At 45.5% G+C, this 16597-nt stretch carries 12 protein-coding genes and 2 pseudogenes; 13 read left to right on the forward strand and 1 reads right to left on the reverse strand.

The window, feature by feature from the left end:
* Positions 1-57: 57 nt before the first annotated feature.
* The 10 genes and pseudogenes from OCU36_RS02965 to OCU36_RS03005 form a co-directional block, all read left to right on the forward strand.
* Positions 58-648: pseudogene (locus OCU36_RS02965) on the forward strand (helix-turn-helix domain-containing protein); the annotation flags it as partial.
* A 51-nt stretch (positions 649-699) separates the two neighbouring features.
* Positions 700-951, forward strand: a pseudogene (locus tag OCU36_RS20060) (RodZ domain-containing protein); the annotation flags it as partial.
* Positions 952-958: 7 nt separating this feature from the next.
* Positions 959-2080 carry a flavodoxin-dependent (E)-4-hydroxy-3-methylbut-2-enyl-diphosphate synthase gene (ispG, locus tag OCU36_RS02970; RefSeq protein WP_261838974.1) on the forward strand — a complete coding sequence of 374 codons (1122 nt, stop codon included), beginning with the start codon at positions 959-961 and terminating at the stop codon, positions 2078-2080.
* A 70-nt stretch (positions 2081-2150) separates the two neighbouring features.
* The gene (hisS, locus tag OCU36_RS02975; RefSeq protein WP_261838975.1) at positions 2151-3419 is read left to right on the forward strand and encodes a histidine--tRNA ligase; all 1269 of its coding nucleotides are present in this window, start codon (positions 2151-2153) and stop codon (positions 3417-3419) included.
* Positions 3420-3494: 75 nt separating this feature from the next.
* Complete coding sequence (locus tag OCU36_RS02980) at positions 3495-4109, forward strand: YfgM family protein (protein ID WP_261838976.1); 615 nt, start codon at positions 3495-3497, stop codon at positions 4107-4109.
* A 10-nt stretch (positions 4110-4119) separates the two neighbouring features.
* Positions 4120-5280: an outer membrane protein assembly factor BamB gene (gene bamB / locus OCU36_RS02985; protein ID WP_261838977.1), complete on the forward strand. Its 1161-nt coding sequence runs from the start codon at positions 4120-4122 to the stop codon at positions 5278-5280.
* 157 nt (positions 5281-5437) lie between these two features.
* Positions 5438-6922, forward strand: a complete 1485-nt coding sequence (gene der, locus OCU36_RS02990; RefSeq protein ID WP_261838978.1) for a ribosome biogenesis GTPase Der — start codon at positions 5438-5440, stop codon at positions 6920-6922.
* Positions 6923-7053: 131 nt separating this feature from the next.
* Positions 7054-7956 (forward strand): alanine--tRNA ligase, encoded by a 903-nt coding sequence (locus OCU36_RS02995; RefSeq protein ID WP_261838979.1) that lies wholly within the window; start codon positions 7054-7056, stop codon positions 7954-7956.
* A gap of 290 nt (positions 7957-8246) precedes the next feature.
* Entirely contained in the window at positions 8247-9251 is a 1005-nt protein-coding gene (locus OCU36_RS03000; RefSeq protein WP_261838980.1) for a sensor domain-containing diguanylate cyclase, read from the forward strand.
* Positions 9252-9284: 33 nt separating this feature from the next.
* Positions 9285-9512 carry a zinc ribbon domain-containing protein gene (locus OCU36_RS03005; RefSeq protein ID WP_261838981.1) on the forward strand — a complete coding sequence of 76 codons (228 nt, stop codon included), beginning with the start codon at positions 9285-9287 and terminating at the stop codon, positions 9510-9512.
* 146 nt (positions 9513-9658) lie between these two features.
* Here the strand turns inward: OCU36_RS03005 and xseA are convergent, their stop codons facing one another.
* Positions 9659-10999, reverse strand: coding sequence for an exodeoxyribonuclease VII large subunit (xseA, locus tag OCU36_RS03010; protein WP_261838982.1), 1341 nt, complete (start codon positions 10997-10999; stop codon positions 9659-9661).
* A 244-nt stretch (positions 11000-11243) separates the two neighbouring features.
* Between xseA and guaB the strand changes: the two genes are divergently transcribed.
* The 3 genes from guaB to OCU36_RS03025 all read left to right on the forward strand — a co-directional run bounded on the left by guaB (position 11244) and on the right by OCU36_RS03025 (position 16416).
* Entirely contained in the window at positions 11244-12707 is a 1464-nt protein-coding gene (guaB, locus tag OCU36_RS03015; RefSeq protein ID WP_261838983.1) for an IMP dehydrogenase, read from the forward strand.
* Between the two features lie 202 nt (positions 12708-12909).
* Complete coding sequence (guaA, locus tag OCU36_RS03020; protein ID WP_261838984.1) at positions 12910-14463, forward strand: glutamine-hydrolyzing GMP synthase; 1554 nt, start codon at positions 12910-12912, stop codon at positions 14461-14463.
* A 288-nt stretch (positions 14464-14751) separates the two neighbouring features.
* A complete protein-coding gene (locus OCU36_RS03025; RefSeq protein WP_261838985.1) occupies positions 14752-16416 on the forward strand; it encodes a chitinase in 1665 nt (554 codons plus the stop codon).
* Positions 16417-16597: the final 181 nt, after the last annotated feature.

Raw genomic sequence — 16597 nt, forward strand, 5'->3', positions numbered from 1 at the left:
CGATAATAAGAAAATGCTCTCATTAACCTACGATAATACATTAGAAGTTCACCCTCTATGAACACAGAACAGAAGACACAAACACCAGAAATGGTTGTACCGGCTTTGGAAGCTGGTACATTGCTTAAAAATAAACGTAAATCTCTTGGGTTAACACAAAAACAGGTTTCTGACCGTTTGAGGTTACGCGTTACTTTGATTCAACAAATTGAAGAAAACCAATTTGAGTCAGATCAAGTCGCGACGTTTATGCGCGGCTACGTTCGTTCATACGCAAAATACGTTAACCTTGATGAGAAAGTGGTGTTGAGTGCGCTTCATCATACTGGTGATGCTCAGCATCAAGAGCAAGAAATGCTAAGCTTTTCAGGCAAGACAAAAACTCAAAAGCACAACAGTCGTATTATGCTTCTAACTTGGAGTATTTTTGCGGTTATTGCTGGTATCTCTTCACTTTGGTGGTGGCAGAATCAACAGCAAGATACCTTATCTCAGTCTTTGGTTAATACTGAAAGTTCAGAAGAACAGTTGCTAGAAAAAGCGATTGATCCTGAATTAACTTCGGTAGAGGTGATTGAAGCCGATCAAAACACAGAGGCCGCTCCAATTACTGAAAATACGACTGAAGATTCCAGTACGCTTGAGCCAGAGAAAGAGACGACAGAGATTGCCCCTGTTGCGACACAATCAGAGCCAGCAACGACTGAATCTGTGACCAACGAACTCGTGATGCAGTTCTCTGCAGATTGTTGGATCCAAGTGAAAGATGCAACGGGCAAAACCTTGTCGACAGGCATCAAAAAAGCGGGTCAGTCGCTAAATCTATCAGGAACTGCGCCATACAAAGTGATTCTGGGAGCACCAGAGGGCGTATCAATGACATTTGCAAGTGAACCTGTTGACCTTTCTGGGTATACTTCAGGCAAAGTCGCTAGAATAACCTTACCTTAGAGTTTATATGCAACACGAATCTCCTATTATTCGTCGCAAATCAACCCGTATTTATGTGGGTGATGTGCCGATCGGTGATGGTGCACCTATTGCTGTGCAATCCATGACCAACACAAGAACAACCGACGTTGCCGCGACCGTTGCTCAAATTAGAGCGTTAGAAAAAGTTGGCGCTGATATTGTTCGCGTATCTGTACCGACTATGGATGCCGCTGAAGCCTTTAAGCTAATCAAACAGCAGGTCTCTGTTCCTTTGGTTGCCGATATTCACTTCGACTACCGTATTGCCCTTAAAGTGGCAGAGTACGGCGTAGACTGTCTGCGTATCAACCCTGGTAACATTGGTAACGAAAGCCGCATTCGCTCCGTTGTGGATTGTGCTCGTGATATGAATATTCCGATTCGTATTGGTGTTAACGGCGGTTCTCTTGAGAAAGAGATCCAAGAGAAATACACAGAACCGACAGCTGAAGCGCTTGTTGAATCCGCAATGCGTCATGTCGATATCTTAGATCGCCTGAACTTTGATCAGTTTAAAGTCAGCGTTAAGGCTTCTGATGTATTCCTTGCCGTTGGCTCTTACCGTTTGCTTGCTAAGCAGATTGATCAACCTCTTCACCTGGGTATTACTGAAGCAGGCGGTGCGCGTGCTGGTTCAGTGAAGTCCGCTGTCGGTTTGGGCATGTTATTGTCTGAAGGTATCGGCGATACATTACGTATCTCGTTAGCGGCCGATCCTGTTGAAGAGATCAAAGTTGGCTTTGATATTCTCAAATCTTTGCGTATTCGCTCACGTGGTATCAACTTTATTGCTTGCCCAAGCTGTTCTCGTCAAGAGTTTGATGTAATCAACACCGTTAATGCACTTGAAGAGCGCCTAGAAGACGTGATTACCCCAATGGATGTCTCTATCATCGGTTGTGTCGTTAACGGCCCTGGTGAAGCTGAAGTGTCTCACTTAGGCCTTGCGGGTAGTGCTCGTAAGAGTGCCTTCTACGAAGACGGTAAGCGTCAGAAAGAGCGTTTTGACAACGATGACCTTGTCGACAAGCTTGAAGCGAAGATCCGAGCAAAAGCATCGGTGCTTGATAAAGCAAATCGCATTGATGTCGAAAACTTAGAAAATTAATACAACGCGATGGGGTGTGATGGTCTATTCGCACTAACACCTGGTCGTGAGAAATTATGGAATAAATACTGTGGCTAAAAATATCCAAGCAGTTCGAGGCATGAACGACTGCCTTCCAACTCAATCACCCCTGTGGCAGAAAGTAGAAAGCGCAGTTAAAAAAGTGGTGAGTGCATACGGCTACAACGAAGTACGTATGCCTATCGTTGAAGAAACGAAGCTATTTAGCCGTGCGGTTGGTGAAGAGACTGACGTTGTTTCAAAAGAGATGTACACCTTTGATGACCGTAACGGTGATAGCCTATCGCTGCGCCCGGAAGGCACAGCCGGTTGTGTTCGTTCATGTATTCAAAATAGCCTTATCAACCGTGATGAACAGCGCCTATGGTACATGGGACCAATGTTCCGTCACGAGCGTCCTCAAAAAGGTCGTTACCGTCAATTCCACCAATGTGGTGTTGAGGTGTTTGGCCTAGACGGTCCAGACGTAGACGCTGAGCTTATTATGATGACAGCACGTTTATGGCGTGAACTCGGTATCGATAAGCATGTTCGCCTAGAGCTAAACTCAATTGGTTCCCAAGAAGATCGCGTAAGCTACCGCGCTGCGCTAGTGGCTTTCTTAGAGCAACACATTGATGTGCTGGATGACGACTGCAAGCGTCGCATGCACACGAACCCTCTGCGTGTACTTGATACTAAGAACCCAGATGTTCAAGCTATTTTAGGTGATGCACCTCGATTGTCTGAATATCTAGGTGAAGAATCAAAGCAACATTTTGCGGGTTTGTGTGAACTTCTTGACGCAGTTGGTATCGAATACCAAGTTAATGAGCGTCTAGTCCGTGGCCTAGATTACTACAACCGCACCGTATTTGAGTGGATCACGGATAGCCTAGGTGCGCAAGGTACAGTCTGTGGTGGCGGCCGTTACGATGGTCTTGTCGAGCAACTAGGCGGTAAAGCGACCAATGCTGTCGGTTTTGCAATGGGGTTAGAACGTCTGGTTCTGATGATGGAAACACTCGAGCTAACAGAGGTTCGCCGCAGCGTTGATGTATACGTAGTTGCTGCTGGCGAAGGTACGATGCTCGCGGGCATGCAGTTAGCGAATCAATTACGCGACACCGTTGAAGGTGTGCGTGTGATGAACCACTTTGGTGGTGGTAACTTCAAGAAGCAATTCAAACGTGCTGATAAAGTCGGTGCTGTTGTCGCGCTGGTACTGGGTGAGAACGAAGTGGCTGACAATACCGTTGTATTAAAAGATCTGGTTGGCGGCGAGCAAGAGACCGTGTCTCAAACGGAAGTTGCAGAGAAAGTTGCTGCGCTAATCTAATCCGCCATGAGCAAACCACAATAAATACTAACGTCAGCACTATGCTGACGTTTAAAGAATTAAAGAGGACAGGAAGTGGAACTTTACGATAGCGAAGAGCAACAAGTTGAAGCCATTAAAGATTGGTGGAAAGAGAACGGCAAAGCCGTCATCTTTGGTGCGGTTATTGGTCTGGGGGGGCTATTTGGTTGGCGCTACTACCAAGATTCCGTTGTTGAAGCACGCGAAGCCGCTTCAGAAAACTACACCTCTGTTATTTCGACTCTTGCTGCTAAAGGCGTTGATGCTCAATCTGATATTCAAGCTTTCATCGACGCAAACAAAGACGCTGAGTACTCAGTACTTGCTGCGATGCAATTAGCAAAAGTACAAGTACAAGCGGGTGAGCTAGCGGCTGCACTAGAACAGCTTGAGTGGGCAAAGTCGGCCACTAAAGATGTGGCACTTGAGCCACTGCTGACTTATCGTGTCGTTCGTATCAAAGCTGAGCAAGGTGAATTTGATGCAGCATTGAAGGATCTAGAATCGCTTAAGGATGAATCTTGGAAAGGCCGAGCAGCAGAACTGCGTGGTGATATCTTACTTCGTAAAGGTGACACCGCTGCAGCTTACACCGCTTACTCTGAAGCACAGCAAGCTGCTGATGCGAGCCAAACGCTTCAAATCAAACTTGACGACCTAGCTAAATAAGGCACTTGGCATGAAGAAGATCTTTCCAAAAGTGGCGTTGTGTGCGATTGCTCTTAGCTTATTAGCTGGCTGTGCGAGCGAAGAAGACACGGTTATCATGGCTCCCTTACCAACAGTCAATAGTGAGTTCACGCCTCAACAGGAGTGGTCTACATCGGTTGGTGATGGAGTAGGTCATTATTTTTCAAAACTAACGCCAGAATTGGCTTACGGCAAAGTGTTTGTTGCAAGCCGTGAAGGTATGGTTAAAGCGCTTGACCCTGAAACAGGCAAAGAGCTGTGGAAAGTCGATCTTGAGAAAGAAGTACAGGCTCGTTTATCGGGAGGCTTAACAGCAGCATACGGTAAAGTGTTTGTTGGTTCTGAAAATGGCGAAGTGATCGCGATGGATGAATCAACGGGCGAAGAGCTGTGGCGTGTACCAGTAAAAGGCGAGGTGCTTGCCTCTCCCGCGACCGATAGCAATATGGTACTCGTTCACACGAGTCGCGGTATGATGATCGCATTAGATCAAGAGAGCGGTGAGCAAAAGTGGACAATCAGTACTGAAGTGCCAAGCTTAACACTGCGTGGTGACAGTACACCTGTTGCGGTTTCTGGTGGTGTATTCTGGGGGACAGCAAATGGTCGTTTAGCTGCTGCTATCATTGACCATGGTCAGTTAATTTGGCAACAGCCTGTCGGTACACCTAAAGGGGCAACGGAAATTGATCGCTTGGTTGATGTTGATGCATCTCCTGTCGTTCTTGGTGGTACTTTGTATACCGTTGGCATCAATGGGCAGCTGATTGCTATCGACCTTCGTTCTGGTAAGCCGATTTGGAAACGGAACTATTCGTCTGCGATCGATCTTGCCAGTGATGGTAGCCGTTTGTTTGTCGTGACAGATAAAGATCATGTGGTTGCCGTTGATGCTCGCAGTGGTACTGAACTTTGGAGTACTTCATTGCTAGAAAATCGCTTACTGACAGCTCCTGTTATTATTAACGGTTATGTCGTTGTGGGCGACAGTGAAGGTTATCTGCATTGGTTAGATCGTTCATCTGGCGAGTTTGTTGCTCAACAATTCGTTGATGATAGCGGCTTTTCAGTTGCGCCAATTGAATTACCGGAAGGCTACTTAGTGACAACTCGCAATGGCGATGTGAAGAAACTGACGATTAGCCAATAAAAGCGTGATATAATTCACAGTCGGCTCCTGGTTGGTAACAGTCAGGAGCCGTTTTGTTGTTAAAAATTAATAAACCGTGTGGTTATAGGTAAGAGTTTAAACTTGCGAACAAGTGCTTACCTATAACTACATTTAGAGAAAAATTGTAGAGGTTGTTATGGTACCTGTTGTTGCTCTAGTAGGGCGTCCAAACGTAGGAAAATCTACGTTGTTTAACCGATTGACTCGAACTCGTGATGCATTGGTTGCGGATTTCCCTGGCTTAACGCGTGACCGTAAATATGGTCACGCTCATTTCAGTGAGCATGACTTTATTGTTATTGACACTGGTGGTATCGACGGTACTGAAGAAGGCGTTGAAACGAAAATGGCTCAACAGTCGCTAGCAGCGATTGATGAAGCTGATGTCGTTCTATTTATGGTCGATGGCCGTGCAGGTCTAACACCGTCTGACGTAGCGATTGCAAAGCACCTACGTCAACTAGAAAAGCCTTCAATGCTGGTCGTAAACAAAGTTGATGGTATCGACCCTGATGCAGCAAGTGCTGACTTTTGGCAACTTGGTGTAGAAGACATGTACCAAATCGCTGCGGCGCACGGTCGTGGCGTTACAGCACTCATCGACCTTGCGCTTAATCCATTCGCAGAAGCACTAAAAGCTGAGAATGGCGAAGTAAGCGATTTGACTGAGTTTGAAGACGAAGATGAAGAAGAGCAGGTTGAATTTACTGAAGAAGAAGCTGAAGAAGAATTCAAGCGCCTTCAAGATCAACCGATCAAACTCGCGATCATTGGCCGTCCTAACGTAGGTAAATCAACGTTAACAAACCGTATTCTTGGTGAAGAGCGTGTGGTTGTTTACGATATGCCAGGTACGACTCGTGACTCTATCTACATCCCAATGCAGCGTGATGAGCGTGAATACGTTCTAATCGATACTGCGGGTGTTCGTCGTCGTAAAAACATCAACGAAACGGTAGAGAAGTTCTCAGTGGTTAAAACACTGAAAGCGATTGAAGATGCTAACGTTGTATTGCTGCTTATCGATGCTCGCGAAAACATCTCTGATCAAGATCTAAGCTTGTTAGGCTTTGCGTTGAATGCTGGTCGTTCAATTGTTATTGCCGTAAACAAGTGGGATGGCCTAGATAACGACGTTAAAGAACGCGTTAAGAAAGAGCTAGACCGTCGCTTAGGTTTCGTTGACTTCGCACGTATTCACTTTATCTCGGCACTTCACGGTACCGGTGTGGGTCACTTGTTTGAGTCTGTACAAGAAGCTTACAAGTCAGCGACGACTCGTGTTGGTACTTCGGTTCTCACTCGTATCATGAAGATGGCGACGGATGATCACCAACCGCCGATGGTTCGTGGCCGTCGTGTCAAACTGAAATACGCACACGCTGGTGGCTACAACCCACCGATTATCGTTATCCACGGTAACCAAGTTCGTAACTTGCCAGATTCATACAAACGATTTTTGATGAACTACTACCGTCGTTCACTAGAAATTATGGGTACCCCTATTCGCATTCAATTCCAGAACAGCGAGAACCCATTTGAAGCTAAGACAAACAAGCTGACAATTTCTCAAGAACGTAAACGTAAGCGTATGATGAGCATGGTTAAAGGTCGTAAGTAAACCTTTCCAATAGATTTGATACCCGAGCCTGCCTCGGGTATTTTTTTAAGCAAAATTCACGTTAAGCCATAACAATATTTTTTTATCATCATGGCTTAACGAATCCGACTAGATTCCAAAAGAAGAACGATATGACAACTAGCGATTCAATAACCTCAACGACTGCCGTCACTCCAACTATCACTCAGTTTTGCCATCAAACTTGGCAACTTGATGCTAAGGTATTGCATATTGACAGCGATGAGAGCAAAACTTATCTGATCACAGATATGACTCCTTTTCATCCTGTAAGCCATATTTGGCCAGATCATCCAGCAGACAAAGGTGTTGTGAGTATGGGTGACACGCACTACCAAGTCGAAGATTGTCTGGTTGGTGCAGTAGAACAATCCACTGGAAAACTTTTAGTATCAGCAGATATCCCTGTTAAGCGCGATACGGAAGGTTGGGCGTTCGTGGTTGTCCATCAGTTACCGCCATCCGCTTCTATGATTCATGTTGACGACGAAGTCATGTTATCCGTTGATAAAGCGTATCAAGCCAGTTTGAGCCGTGGTCATAGTGCTGGCCACATCGCTTTCTTAGCATTGAATAGAGTATTGGCTGAAAGCTACTGGCGTAAAGATGCGGACCGAAAAGATCCGTTAGGTAACTATGACTTTAATAGTTATGCGCAAGTGACCAGTTTTGTAACACCAGATCTGTGTACCGATAAGTATCGTTTAGGCAAAACTTTGAAGAAACGTGGTTTGAATGTCGCTAATATGCTGGAAAACCTTGCAGGTATTGAAGCGAATGTGAATCAAGTGATTGCTGACTGGCTTGCCGAATCAACGTCAGTCGCAATGAAGTTAGAGGGTCAGGCACTGACCGATTCTCGTTACTGGGAATGGCAACTTGATGCTGACACTTTGGTCTCCATTCCTTGTGGTGGAACCCATATTGAGCGCATGTCAGAACTTAAAGCACTATCGGTAAGGTTAACCCAGTTAGATGAGCAGCATATTGAAATGCTCACGCATGTAATTCGATGATTCAACGTATCACTCGAAATTACTTATTCTGTTTTTGTGGTTTTTAACTAACTTTTTCAGTGTGAAAGTCTGTTAAAAATTGAAATGCAGCACATGTAACTTATGCTTTCGGTGAGTGGTGATATAAATGTTCTTTTTGGGGTAGATCGCTGATCAAAATAGATAAAGCAAAAGATCAACCAATGATCTTCGATCTAACATGCCACTTATTTCGTGTGTTATTATTAACCAATAACAAGTTTGCATCAGAACAAGCATGAATCCATTGACACAATTGAAAGCTTTAGCCAATGAAACAACAATTTTTATTAGAAGGACATCGCGCGGTAAACAGTTTACTTCGAAAGCTTGCTCTTGGAATGGATCGTCAGGATTTAAACCATAAGATCATTCAGCTTACCGAACAACTTTTTGGGCAACGTGTTGCTTCAATATTACTGCTCAACTCAGAGTCGAATACCTTGCACCTCGAATGTGCTCCTAACTTGCCCGATTTTTATAATCAGCAGATAGAAGGGATCGAAATTGGTATTGGGGTCGGTTCTTGTGGAGAGGCGGCAGCACTTAAGAAAGGCGTTATTGTCTCCAATATTAATACCCATCCAAACTGGGCACCTTTTTTAACCCTAACCAATCAAGCAAACTTACACGCTTGTTGGTCAGTGCCCATAATCTCATCCCATGGCCAAGTGTTGGGTACATTCGCGATTTACAGTCGCACTCCCTCTAACCCTCATGAGTTTGAATTAGAGATCTTGGAGCTACTGGCTTCCTTGTATTCGGTAGCGTTAGAGAAGTATGAACTTGAGAACCAGCTTAATTTTTTTGCTAACCATGATTCTCTAACCCATTGCTTGAATCGCCGTGCACTGCTAAGTGAAGTTGAGAAAGTTTTAACGAAACGGTGTTTTGCGAATAAAGAGTTGGCGTGCTTGTTTGTTGATGTCGATAAATTCAAATCAATAAACGATACATTTGGTCATAGTTTTGGTGATAGGGTGCTATTGATTATCGCTAAAGTTCTTGATGAGGAAACCTCAACATGTTCTAAAGTTGGCCGTTATGGGGGGGATGAGTTTGTGGTGTTTTCTTGCTTTGATAATCAAGTCAGTGTAGTTAACTTCTATCACGGCCTACAGCGAGCCTTGGAGCAAGCACTCTTTATTAACGGCATTCAGTTTACAGTCAGTATGGGTTTTTCTTATACGAAGGATCCGGAGTCGTTAGAAGCTTTGATCGCACAAGCGGATCAGAGCATGTACCAAATCAAGCAAGCTAAATCTCAGCAGCCGTAGGTTGTAACAATAGTAATGAATTAGGAAATGCTAATGAGTGAAAATATCTGCCCTAAGTGCCAGTCGGAATTAGATTGGGATGGTAAGTACCATTGTGGAAGTTGTCAGGTCCACTTTAATAAAATTGGTTTTTGCCCAGAGTGCAACGATCAATTAGAGAAGCTTCAAGCTTGTGGGGCTGCAAGCTACTTCTGTAACGGCGATTGCAACGAACTTAAATCTAAGTCGCGAGTAAAATTCGAATTTCAACAAACTGAGTAGTCTTATCTAGCGATTGCAGGACGATAATCAGTGATGCTTTTTGAGGCCCAATATCAAGTTACTGGGCCTTTTTGGTATTATTCTGGTTGCGCTGGTATTCATGTGCACATTGTTTGTACGTTTACATGTGTCTGTTGAATTGAGAGCTAGGCCTTGGCAACTCTTGCTGTCACTTGCGATTCAATCACACCGTCTTCAACTTGGGTCGTGATCACTTCACCCACCTCCACATCGTTAATGGATGACACTGTCTTGCTCGATGCCGAATGAGTAATGCTGTAGCCACGCTTGAGGGTTGCCAGTGGGCTCACCGTCTCTAACTTCTCAGCGGCCATGGCTAAGTGGTGGCGAGTAGTCAATAAGGTCTTATCCATCGCATCCAACAGCTTTTGCTCAGAGCGTTGCAAATGCAGCTTTTGTTCACCAAGGCGTTTTACTGGCGAGTTTAACTGAAGCTGATGTTGCTTGCGCTCAACACCTTGTGCATGTTGCTTTAGGTATTGAGCCATACCACGACGCAAACGCATGTCTAAGTCATCAAGCTGCTGACTCTGCTTTTGCAGTTGATAGCTCGGGTGTTGTTTTTCTAAGCGGTATTTCAATGTTTGAGTGGATTGCGCTTGTTTGATTAACAGATGACGAATCGCACCAACTAAGCGAGCGCGTTTCGAGGCAAAGGCTTGCTCTTTATGACTGTTGTCACGGCTAACCAATTCAGCAGCGGCTGACGGCGTTGGCGCACGCATATCGGCAACGAAATCAGCGATAGTGACGTCCACTTCGTGGCCAACCGCACTGATAATCGGGATCTGGCTTGCTGCCATTGTGCGAGCAACGATCTCATTATTGAAGCACCATAAGTCTTCTAATGAACCACCGCCACGACCCACAATCAACACATCACACTCGTTGCGCTCATTGGCACGTCCAATCGCTTGAGCAATCTGAATTGCCGCTTCTTCGCCTTGAACCATGGTTGGGTAAATCACAACCGGTAATGAAGGATCGCGTCTTTTCAGGACATCAAGAATATCAAACAGCGCAGCGCCTGTTTTTGAGGTGATAACACCAACGCGTTTTGGGTGTTCAGGAAGCGGTTGTTTACTCGATTGAGCAAAGAGTCCTTCTGCTGCCAAGCTCATCTTCAGTTTTTCAAACTCTTGCTGAAGCTTACCGTCACCTTCTGGCTGCATGCTTTCGATGATCAGTTGATAGTCACCGCGTGGCTCATAAAGAGACAGACGAGCTTTAACGAGAACTTGATTGCCGTTCTGGGGCTTAAAAGTGACACGGCGGTTATTGCCACGAAACATCGCGCACTTAACTTGAGCGCGAGAGTCTTTAAGCGTGAGGTACCAGTGACCAGAGACCGGTGCCGAGAAGTTTGAGATTTCACCAACGAGCCAGACTATCCCCATTTCGTTTTCTAATAGGAGACGAACCTCTGAGTTGAGGCGAGAAACAGTGAAGATGTTTGGATTAGTCATAGAAGCACTATCTTTCCTTGAAGGAGGCTCTTTCTTGGTATCTCACAGGGCGTGAGTATGGAAGATAGCGGCAATATAATACATAGCAAGGGGGTAAATGCAAATTAAAAATACAAAAATGTGTAGCCAAGCGATTTCGCCGTGCGTATAATCCGTCTGCAATATCAAATCCAAATCACTTTATTATGCGAAACGATAAAGTTGGATTTACTCCTTTTAACACCTTTGTTGTGAGATATTGCAAATGCTACGAATCGCAAAAGAAGCTTTAACTTTTGATGACGTTTTACTCGTCCCAGCACACTCAACCGTTCTTCCGAACACCGCTGATCTTCGCACTCAGTTAACGAAAAACATTTCTTTAAACATCCCAATGATCTCTGCATCAATGGATACTGTTACGGAAGCGCGCCTAGCAATTGCCCTTGCGCAAGAAGGTGGTATTGGCTTTATTCATAAGAATATGTCAATCGAGCAGCAAGCTGAAATGGTTCGCCAGGTTAAAATTTACGAAGCGGGTGTGGTTTCTCACCCAGTAACCGTAAGTCCTGACGCGACAATCGCTGATGTTATCGCCCTTACCCAAAAACACGGCTTTGCCGGTTTCCCTGTTGTTACTGAAACAAACGAACTTGTCGGTATTATTACTGGCCGTGACGTTCGCTTTGTGACTGACCTTTCTAAGAAAGTGGATGTTGTAATGACACCTAAAGCTCGCCTTGCTTCTGTTAAAGAAGGTGCAACTCGTGAAGAAGTTCAAGAGAAAATGCACGAAGCGCGTGTTGAAAAAGTTCTTGTTGTCAATGATGACTTCCAACTGACTGGAATGATCACTGCAAAAGATTTCCACAAAGCAGAACGTAAACCAAACGCTTGTAAAGATGAGCGCGGCAGCCTACGTGTTGGTGCAGCTGTTGGTGCTGGTGCTGGTAATGAAGAGCGCGTTGCTGCTCTTGTTGAAGCGGGCGTAGACGTTCTACTTATCGACTCTTCACACGGTCACTCTGAAGGCGTACTTAACCGTATCCGCGAAACTCGCGCTGCATACCCTGATCTACAAATCATCGGTGGTAACGTCGCAACTGGCGCTGGCGCTCGTGCTCTTATCGAAGCGGGTGTTAGTGCGGTTAAAGTTGGTATCGGCCCGGGTTCAATCTGTACGACTCGTATCGTTACGGGTGTTGGTGTTCCTCAAGTAACAGCAATCGCAGACGCGGCTGAAGTGGCTAACGAATATGGTATTCCAGTAATCGCAGATGGCGGTATCCGCTTCTCTGGCGATATCTGTAAAGCTATCGTTGCTGGCGCATCTTGTGTGATGGTTGGTTCTATGTTCGCGGGTACGGAAGAAGCACCGGGTGAAGTGATTCTTTACAACGGTCGCTCGTACAAGTCTTACCGTGGTATGGGTTCTCTTGGCGCTATGTCTCAAGGTTCTTCTGACCGTTACTTCCAATCTGACAACGCTGCAGACAAGCTTGTTCCAGAAGGTATTGAAGGTCGTATCGCATACAAAGGTCGCCTCAAAGAGATCGTTCACCAACAGATGGGCGGTCTACGCTCAAGCATGGGCCTAACCGGTTCTGCAACGATTGAAGATATGCGTACTAAAGCTGAGTTTGTTCGTATCTCTGGTGCGGGTATGAAAGAATCTCACGTACACGATGTTCAAATCACAAAAGAAGCACCTAACTACCGTTTAGGTTAATAATACGTCCAAACGTTTGAATAATGTGCTGATTTAGTCGGCACATTATTTTATCTACCGCCTGTTTTGTTAAAAGTCCGATTTTCTCAAAACACGGGGTTAAAGATATCTAACGAAAACGTTTGCTTTATATCTTGAAGAGTTAATCTGAGGTGAGTAAACTCGCCTCCGTTTTATCACATAGCCAATAAGACTGCTTACAATGACTAAAAATATTCATGACCAACGTATTCTAATTCTGGACTTCGGTTCTCAATACACACAGCTAGTCGCTCGTCGTATTCGTGAGATCGGTGTTTACTGTGAACTTTGGAGCTGGGACGTAGAAGAAGCGGATATTCGTGAATTCAAACCAGACGGTATCATCCTATCTGGTGGCCCTGAAAGTGTAACGGAAGAGAACTCTCCGCGTGCACCTCAGTACGTATTTGATTCTGGTGTTCCTGTTTTCGGTATCTGCTACGGCATGCAAACCATGGCTGAGCAACTTGGCGGTAAAGTCGCAACGTCTACCGAGCGTGAGTTCGGCTACGCAGCGGTACAAGTGACGGGTGAATCGGCACTTTTCGCTGACCTTGAGTCGACTCAAGATGTTTGGATGAGCCACGGTGACAAAGTGGTTGAGATCCCTGCTGATTTCACAAAGATCGCTGAAACAGACACTTGCCCATACGCAGCAATGGCAAACGAAGAGAAGAAGTACTACGGTGTACAATTCCACCCAGAAGTAACACACACTAAGAACGGCCTAAAAATGCTAGAGAACTTCGTTCTTAATGCATGTGGTTGTGAAGGCCTGTGGACTTCAGCTTCAATCATTGAAGATGCCGTTGCACGTATTAAAGAACAAGTAGGTGACGACGAAGTTATCCTTGGTCTTTCTGGTGGTGTTGATTCATCTGTCGTTGCGATGCTGGCTCACCGCGCTATCGGCGACAAATTAACATGTGTATTTGTAGATAACGGCCTTCTTCGTCTGAACGAAGCTGAGCAGGTTATGGATATGTTCGGCAACAAGTTTGGCCTAAACATCATCAAAGTCGATGCAGAGCAACGCTTCCTTGACGCTCTAGAAGGCGAAGCTGAACCAGAAGCTAAGCGTAAGATCATCGGTCACGTATTCGTTGATATCTTCGATGAAGAGTCTAAGAAACTGAAGAATGCTAAATGGCTTGCTCAGGGTACTATCTACCCAGACGTCATTGAGTCTGCTGCATCTAAGACCGGTAAAGCACACGTAATCAAATCTCACCACAACGTTGGTGGTCTTCCTGATGATATGGAAATGGGTCTTGTTGAGCCTCTACGTGAGCTATTCAAAGATGAAGTACGTAAGATCGGTCTAGAGCTTGGTCTTCCATACAACATGCTTTACCGCCACCCATTCCCGGGTCCAGGTCTAGGTGTTCGTGTACTTGGCGAAGTGAAGAAAGAGTACTGTGATTTACTGCGTCGTGCTGATGCTATCTTCATTGAAGAGCTTCACGCTGCTGACCTTTACCACAAAGTATCTCAAGCATTCACGGTATTCCTACCAGTGCGTTCAGTGGGTGTAATGGGCGATGGCCGTAAGTACGATTGGGTAGTCTCTCTACGTGCTGTAGAAACTATCGACTTCATGACGGCTCACTGGGCACACCTACCATACGATTTCCTAGGTAAGGTATCTAACCGTATTATCAACGAAGTTAACGGCATTTCACGTGTTGTTTACGATATTTCTGGTAAGCCACCAGCCACTATCGAGTGGGAATAATCTCTTAGAGATTTAACCAACTTTGACTAAGATCTTAAGCCTCGAACTCAGTTCGGGGCTTTTTTTATTAAGACTCAAAGCATGAAGGGGCGGTAACTGACGATCAGAAAATCAATCGTTCGGAAACTCGATATCGCTTTAAGAAAACATGAGATGTACCGTTGCGTTGAACGAAACATAAAACTATCACTCGCACTTTTTATAAATTCATATCGCAACGACTAGGCCATTTCACATGTGCGGCATACTCTTTAATGGACTTATTAAGGACAGATAAGAGAATCCATCATGTTAAAAATCAAATATTTGGCAACAGTGGTTGGCTGCACATTGGCAGCACACAGTTACGCGTCTTTGAATATCCAACCTGATCCGCAAAATCCGAATGGTTACCTTGTTGAAAAGTCAGCCCTACAAGCGGCTGAACAAGCGAAAACGTCCGATCCTATGTATGCGATTTGGTCACAAGCACTGCAGACTCGCCCCAACAGTATTGTTGAAGCGATTGAGCCTGGCTTAGCCTCTAACCCCGAAAACGTGAAACGAGTCGAGCGTGTATTCCCTCAATCTGAATGGGATTTTCTCACTCAGATGGCAGCACCAGAATATACTTATACTCGCTTTTTACGTGCGATTGGTAAATTTCCCGCCTTCTGTGGAGAGTATACCGATGGCCGTGATTCCGACGCCATTTGTAAGAAATCCATTATCACGGCCTTTGCTCATTTCTCACAAGAGACGGGCGGCCATATCGCGATAGACAACACCTCTGATAACCCATTAGCTCTCGAAGAGTGGCAGCAAGCGCTGGTGCATGTTCGTGAAATGGGTTGGTCGGAAGGCCAAGAAGGTTACACCACTGGTTGTGGTCAGAACGATTGGCAGAATACTCGCTGGCCATGTGCTGCGGGGCAGGGTTACTTCGGACGTGGTGCTAAACAACTTTCTTACCATTTTAATTACGGCGCGTTCTCTGAAGTGATGTTTGATGGTGATGCGACGGTGCTTCTCAATAATCCGGGCTTAGTGGCGGACTCTTGGTTGAACTTAGCTTCTGCTATTTGGTTCTTCCTTACCCCTCAAGCCCCTAAACCCGCTATGCTGCATGTTATTGACCGCACATGGGCGCCATCTCAACGCGAATTGGATGCCGGCATTGGTTATGGGTTTGGTACCACAATCAACGTGATTAATGGTGGTATCGAGTGTGGGGAGCAGAACAAAGATAAAGGCCAACCCGTTAACCGCATTCGTTACTGGGAAGGCTTAGCAGCGCACTATGAAATTCCTATAGAAGCGGATGAAGTCAATACTTGTTGGCAGCAAACGCCTTACGGAAGCTTGAACCTCAACGGTGCAACCGATGTGCTATACACCAACTGGGATGGCAACTGGAAATACTATGCAGATCGTCCTGAAGGTAATTCGTTTGAGTGTGATCTTGTTGGTTTCCAAACGGCATACTCCGCCCTGGTGGCTGGCGATTACGAGAAGTGTGTGACCAATTTTTATGGGTCACATGCGAGTTGGCCGGAAGTGAAAGTGGTCGATAAGCTGGATCCGGTAGACCCTGGAACGGATCCTGGTGGTAATGGTTGGAGTGCGACCAAGGTTTACAACGCGGGTGACCAAGTGACTCATAATGGCGCAACCTACGAAGCGAAATGGTGGACACAAGGGGATGACCCTGCCAATGGCGGCCCTTGGAAATTAGTGGCGGGTGAGCTACCACCGCCAGTTGTAACAGACCCCGATCCAGTCGAGCCGAATCCGGTAGACCCAACACCTGTTGACCCATCGGTGTTTATCACATGGCAAGCGGGTGTTAGCCAGGTGAGTAACGGTGACAAAGTGACACATAACGGTAAGTGCTTCGTGGCCAAAAACGGCCCGGGTGTATGGGAAAGCCCGGTTCAATCGAATTGGTTTTGGGATGAAATCAGTTGTCATTAATGCCTGAACTCACCGAGTTTTTGCGCCATTAGTTTCTACTTTGAGTTATCTGACGCATTTTTAAATTAGCAAAAGCCGGAAGTATTCAACTTTCGGCTTTTTGGTCTACGCATCGAGCTGCAAATGTTGTGTTTAAGTGGGATATAACATTACCTATTATTCCGTTAGACAATATTGATGC

It is taken from the genome of Vibrio artabrorum (genome assembly GCF_024347295.1).
In the GTDB taxonomy this organism is placed as follows: domain Bacteria; phylum Pseudomonadota; class Gammaproteobacteria; order Enterobacterales; family Vibrionaceae; genus Vibrio; species Vibrio artabrorum.

Bases quoted from the DNA above. Each gene is read 5' to 3' on its own strand.
- OCU36_RS02995 (WP_261838979.1), top strand. From the start codon at position 7,054: ATGACAACTAGCGATTCAATAACCTCAACGACTGCCGTCACTCCAACT.
- bamB (WP_261838977.1), top strand. From the start codon at position 4,120: ATGAAGAAGATCTTTCCAAAAGTGGCGTTGTGTGCGATTGCTCTTAGC.
- der (WP_261838978.1), top strand. From the start codon at position 5,438: ATGGTACCTGTTGTTGCTCTAGTAGGGCGTCCAAACGTAGGAAAATCT.
- guaB (WP_261838983.1), top strand. From the start codon at position 11,244: ATGCTACGAATCGCAAAAGAAGCTTTAACTTTTGATGACGTTTTACTC.
- OCU36_RS03000 (WP_261838980.1), top strand. From the start codon at position 8,247: ATGAAACAACAATTTTTATTAGAAGGACATCGCGCGGTAAACAGTTTA.
- ispG (WP_261838974.1), top strand. From the start codon at position 959: ATGCAACACGAATCTCCTATTATTCGTCGCAAATCAACCCGTATTTAT.
- xseA (WP_261838982.1), bottom strand. From the start codon at position 10,999: ATGACTAATCCAAACATCTTCACTGTTTCTCGCCTCAACTCAGAGGTT.
- OCU36_RS03005 (WP_261838981.1), top strand. From the start codon at position 9,285: ATGAGTGAAAATATCTGCCCTAAGTGCCAGTCGGAATTAGATTGGGAT.
- OCU36_RS03025 (WP_261838985.1), top strand. From the start codon at position 14,752: ATGTTAAAAATCAAATATTTGGCAACAGTGGTTGGCTGCACATTGGCA.
- guaA (WP_261838984.1), top strand. From the start codon at position 12,910: ATGACTAAAAATATTCATGACCAACGTATTCTAATTCTGGACTTCGGT.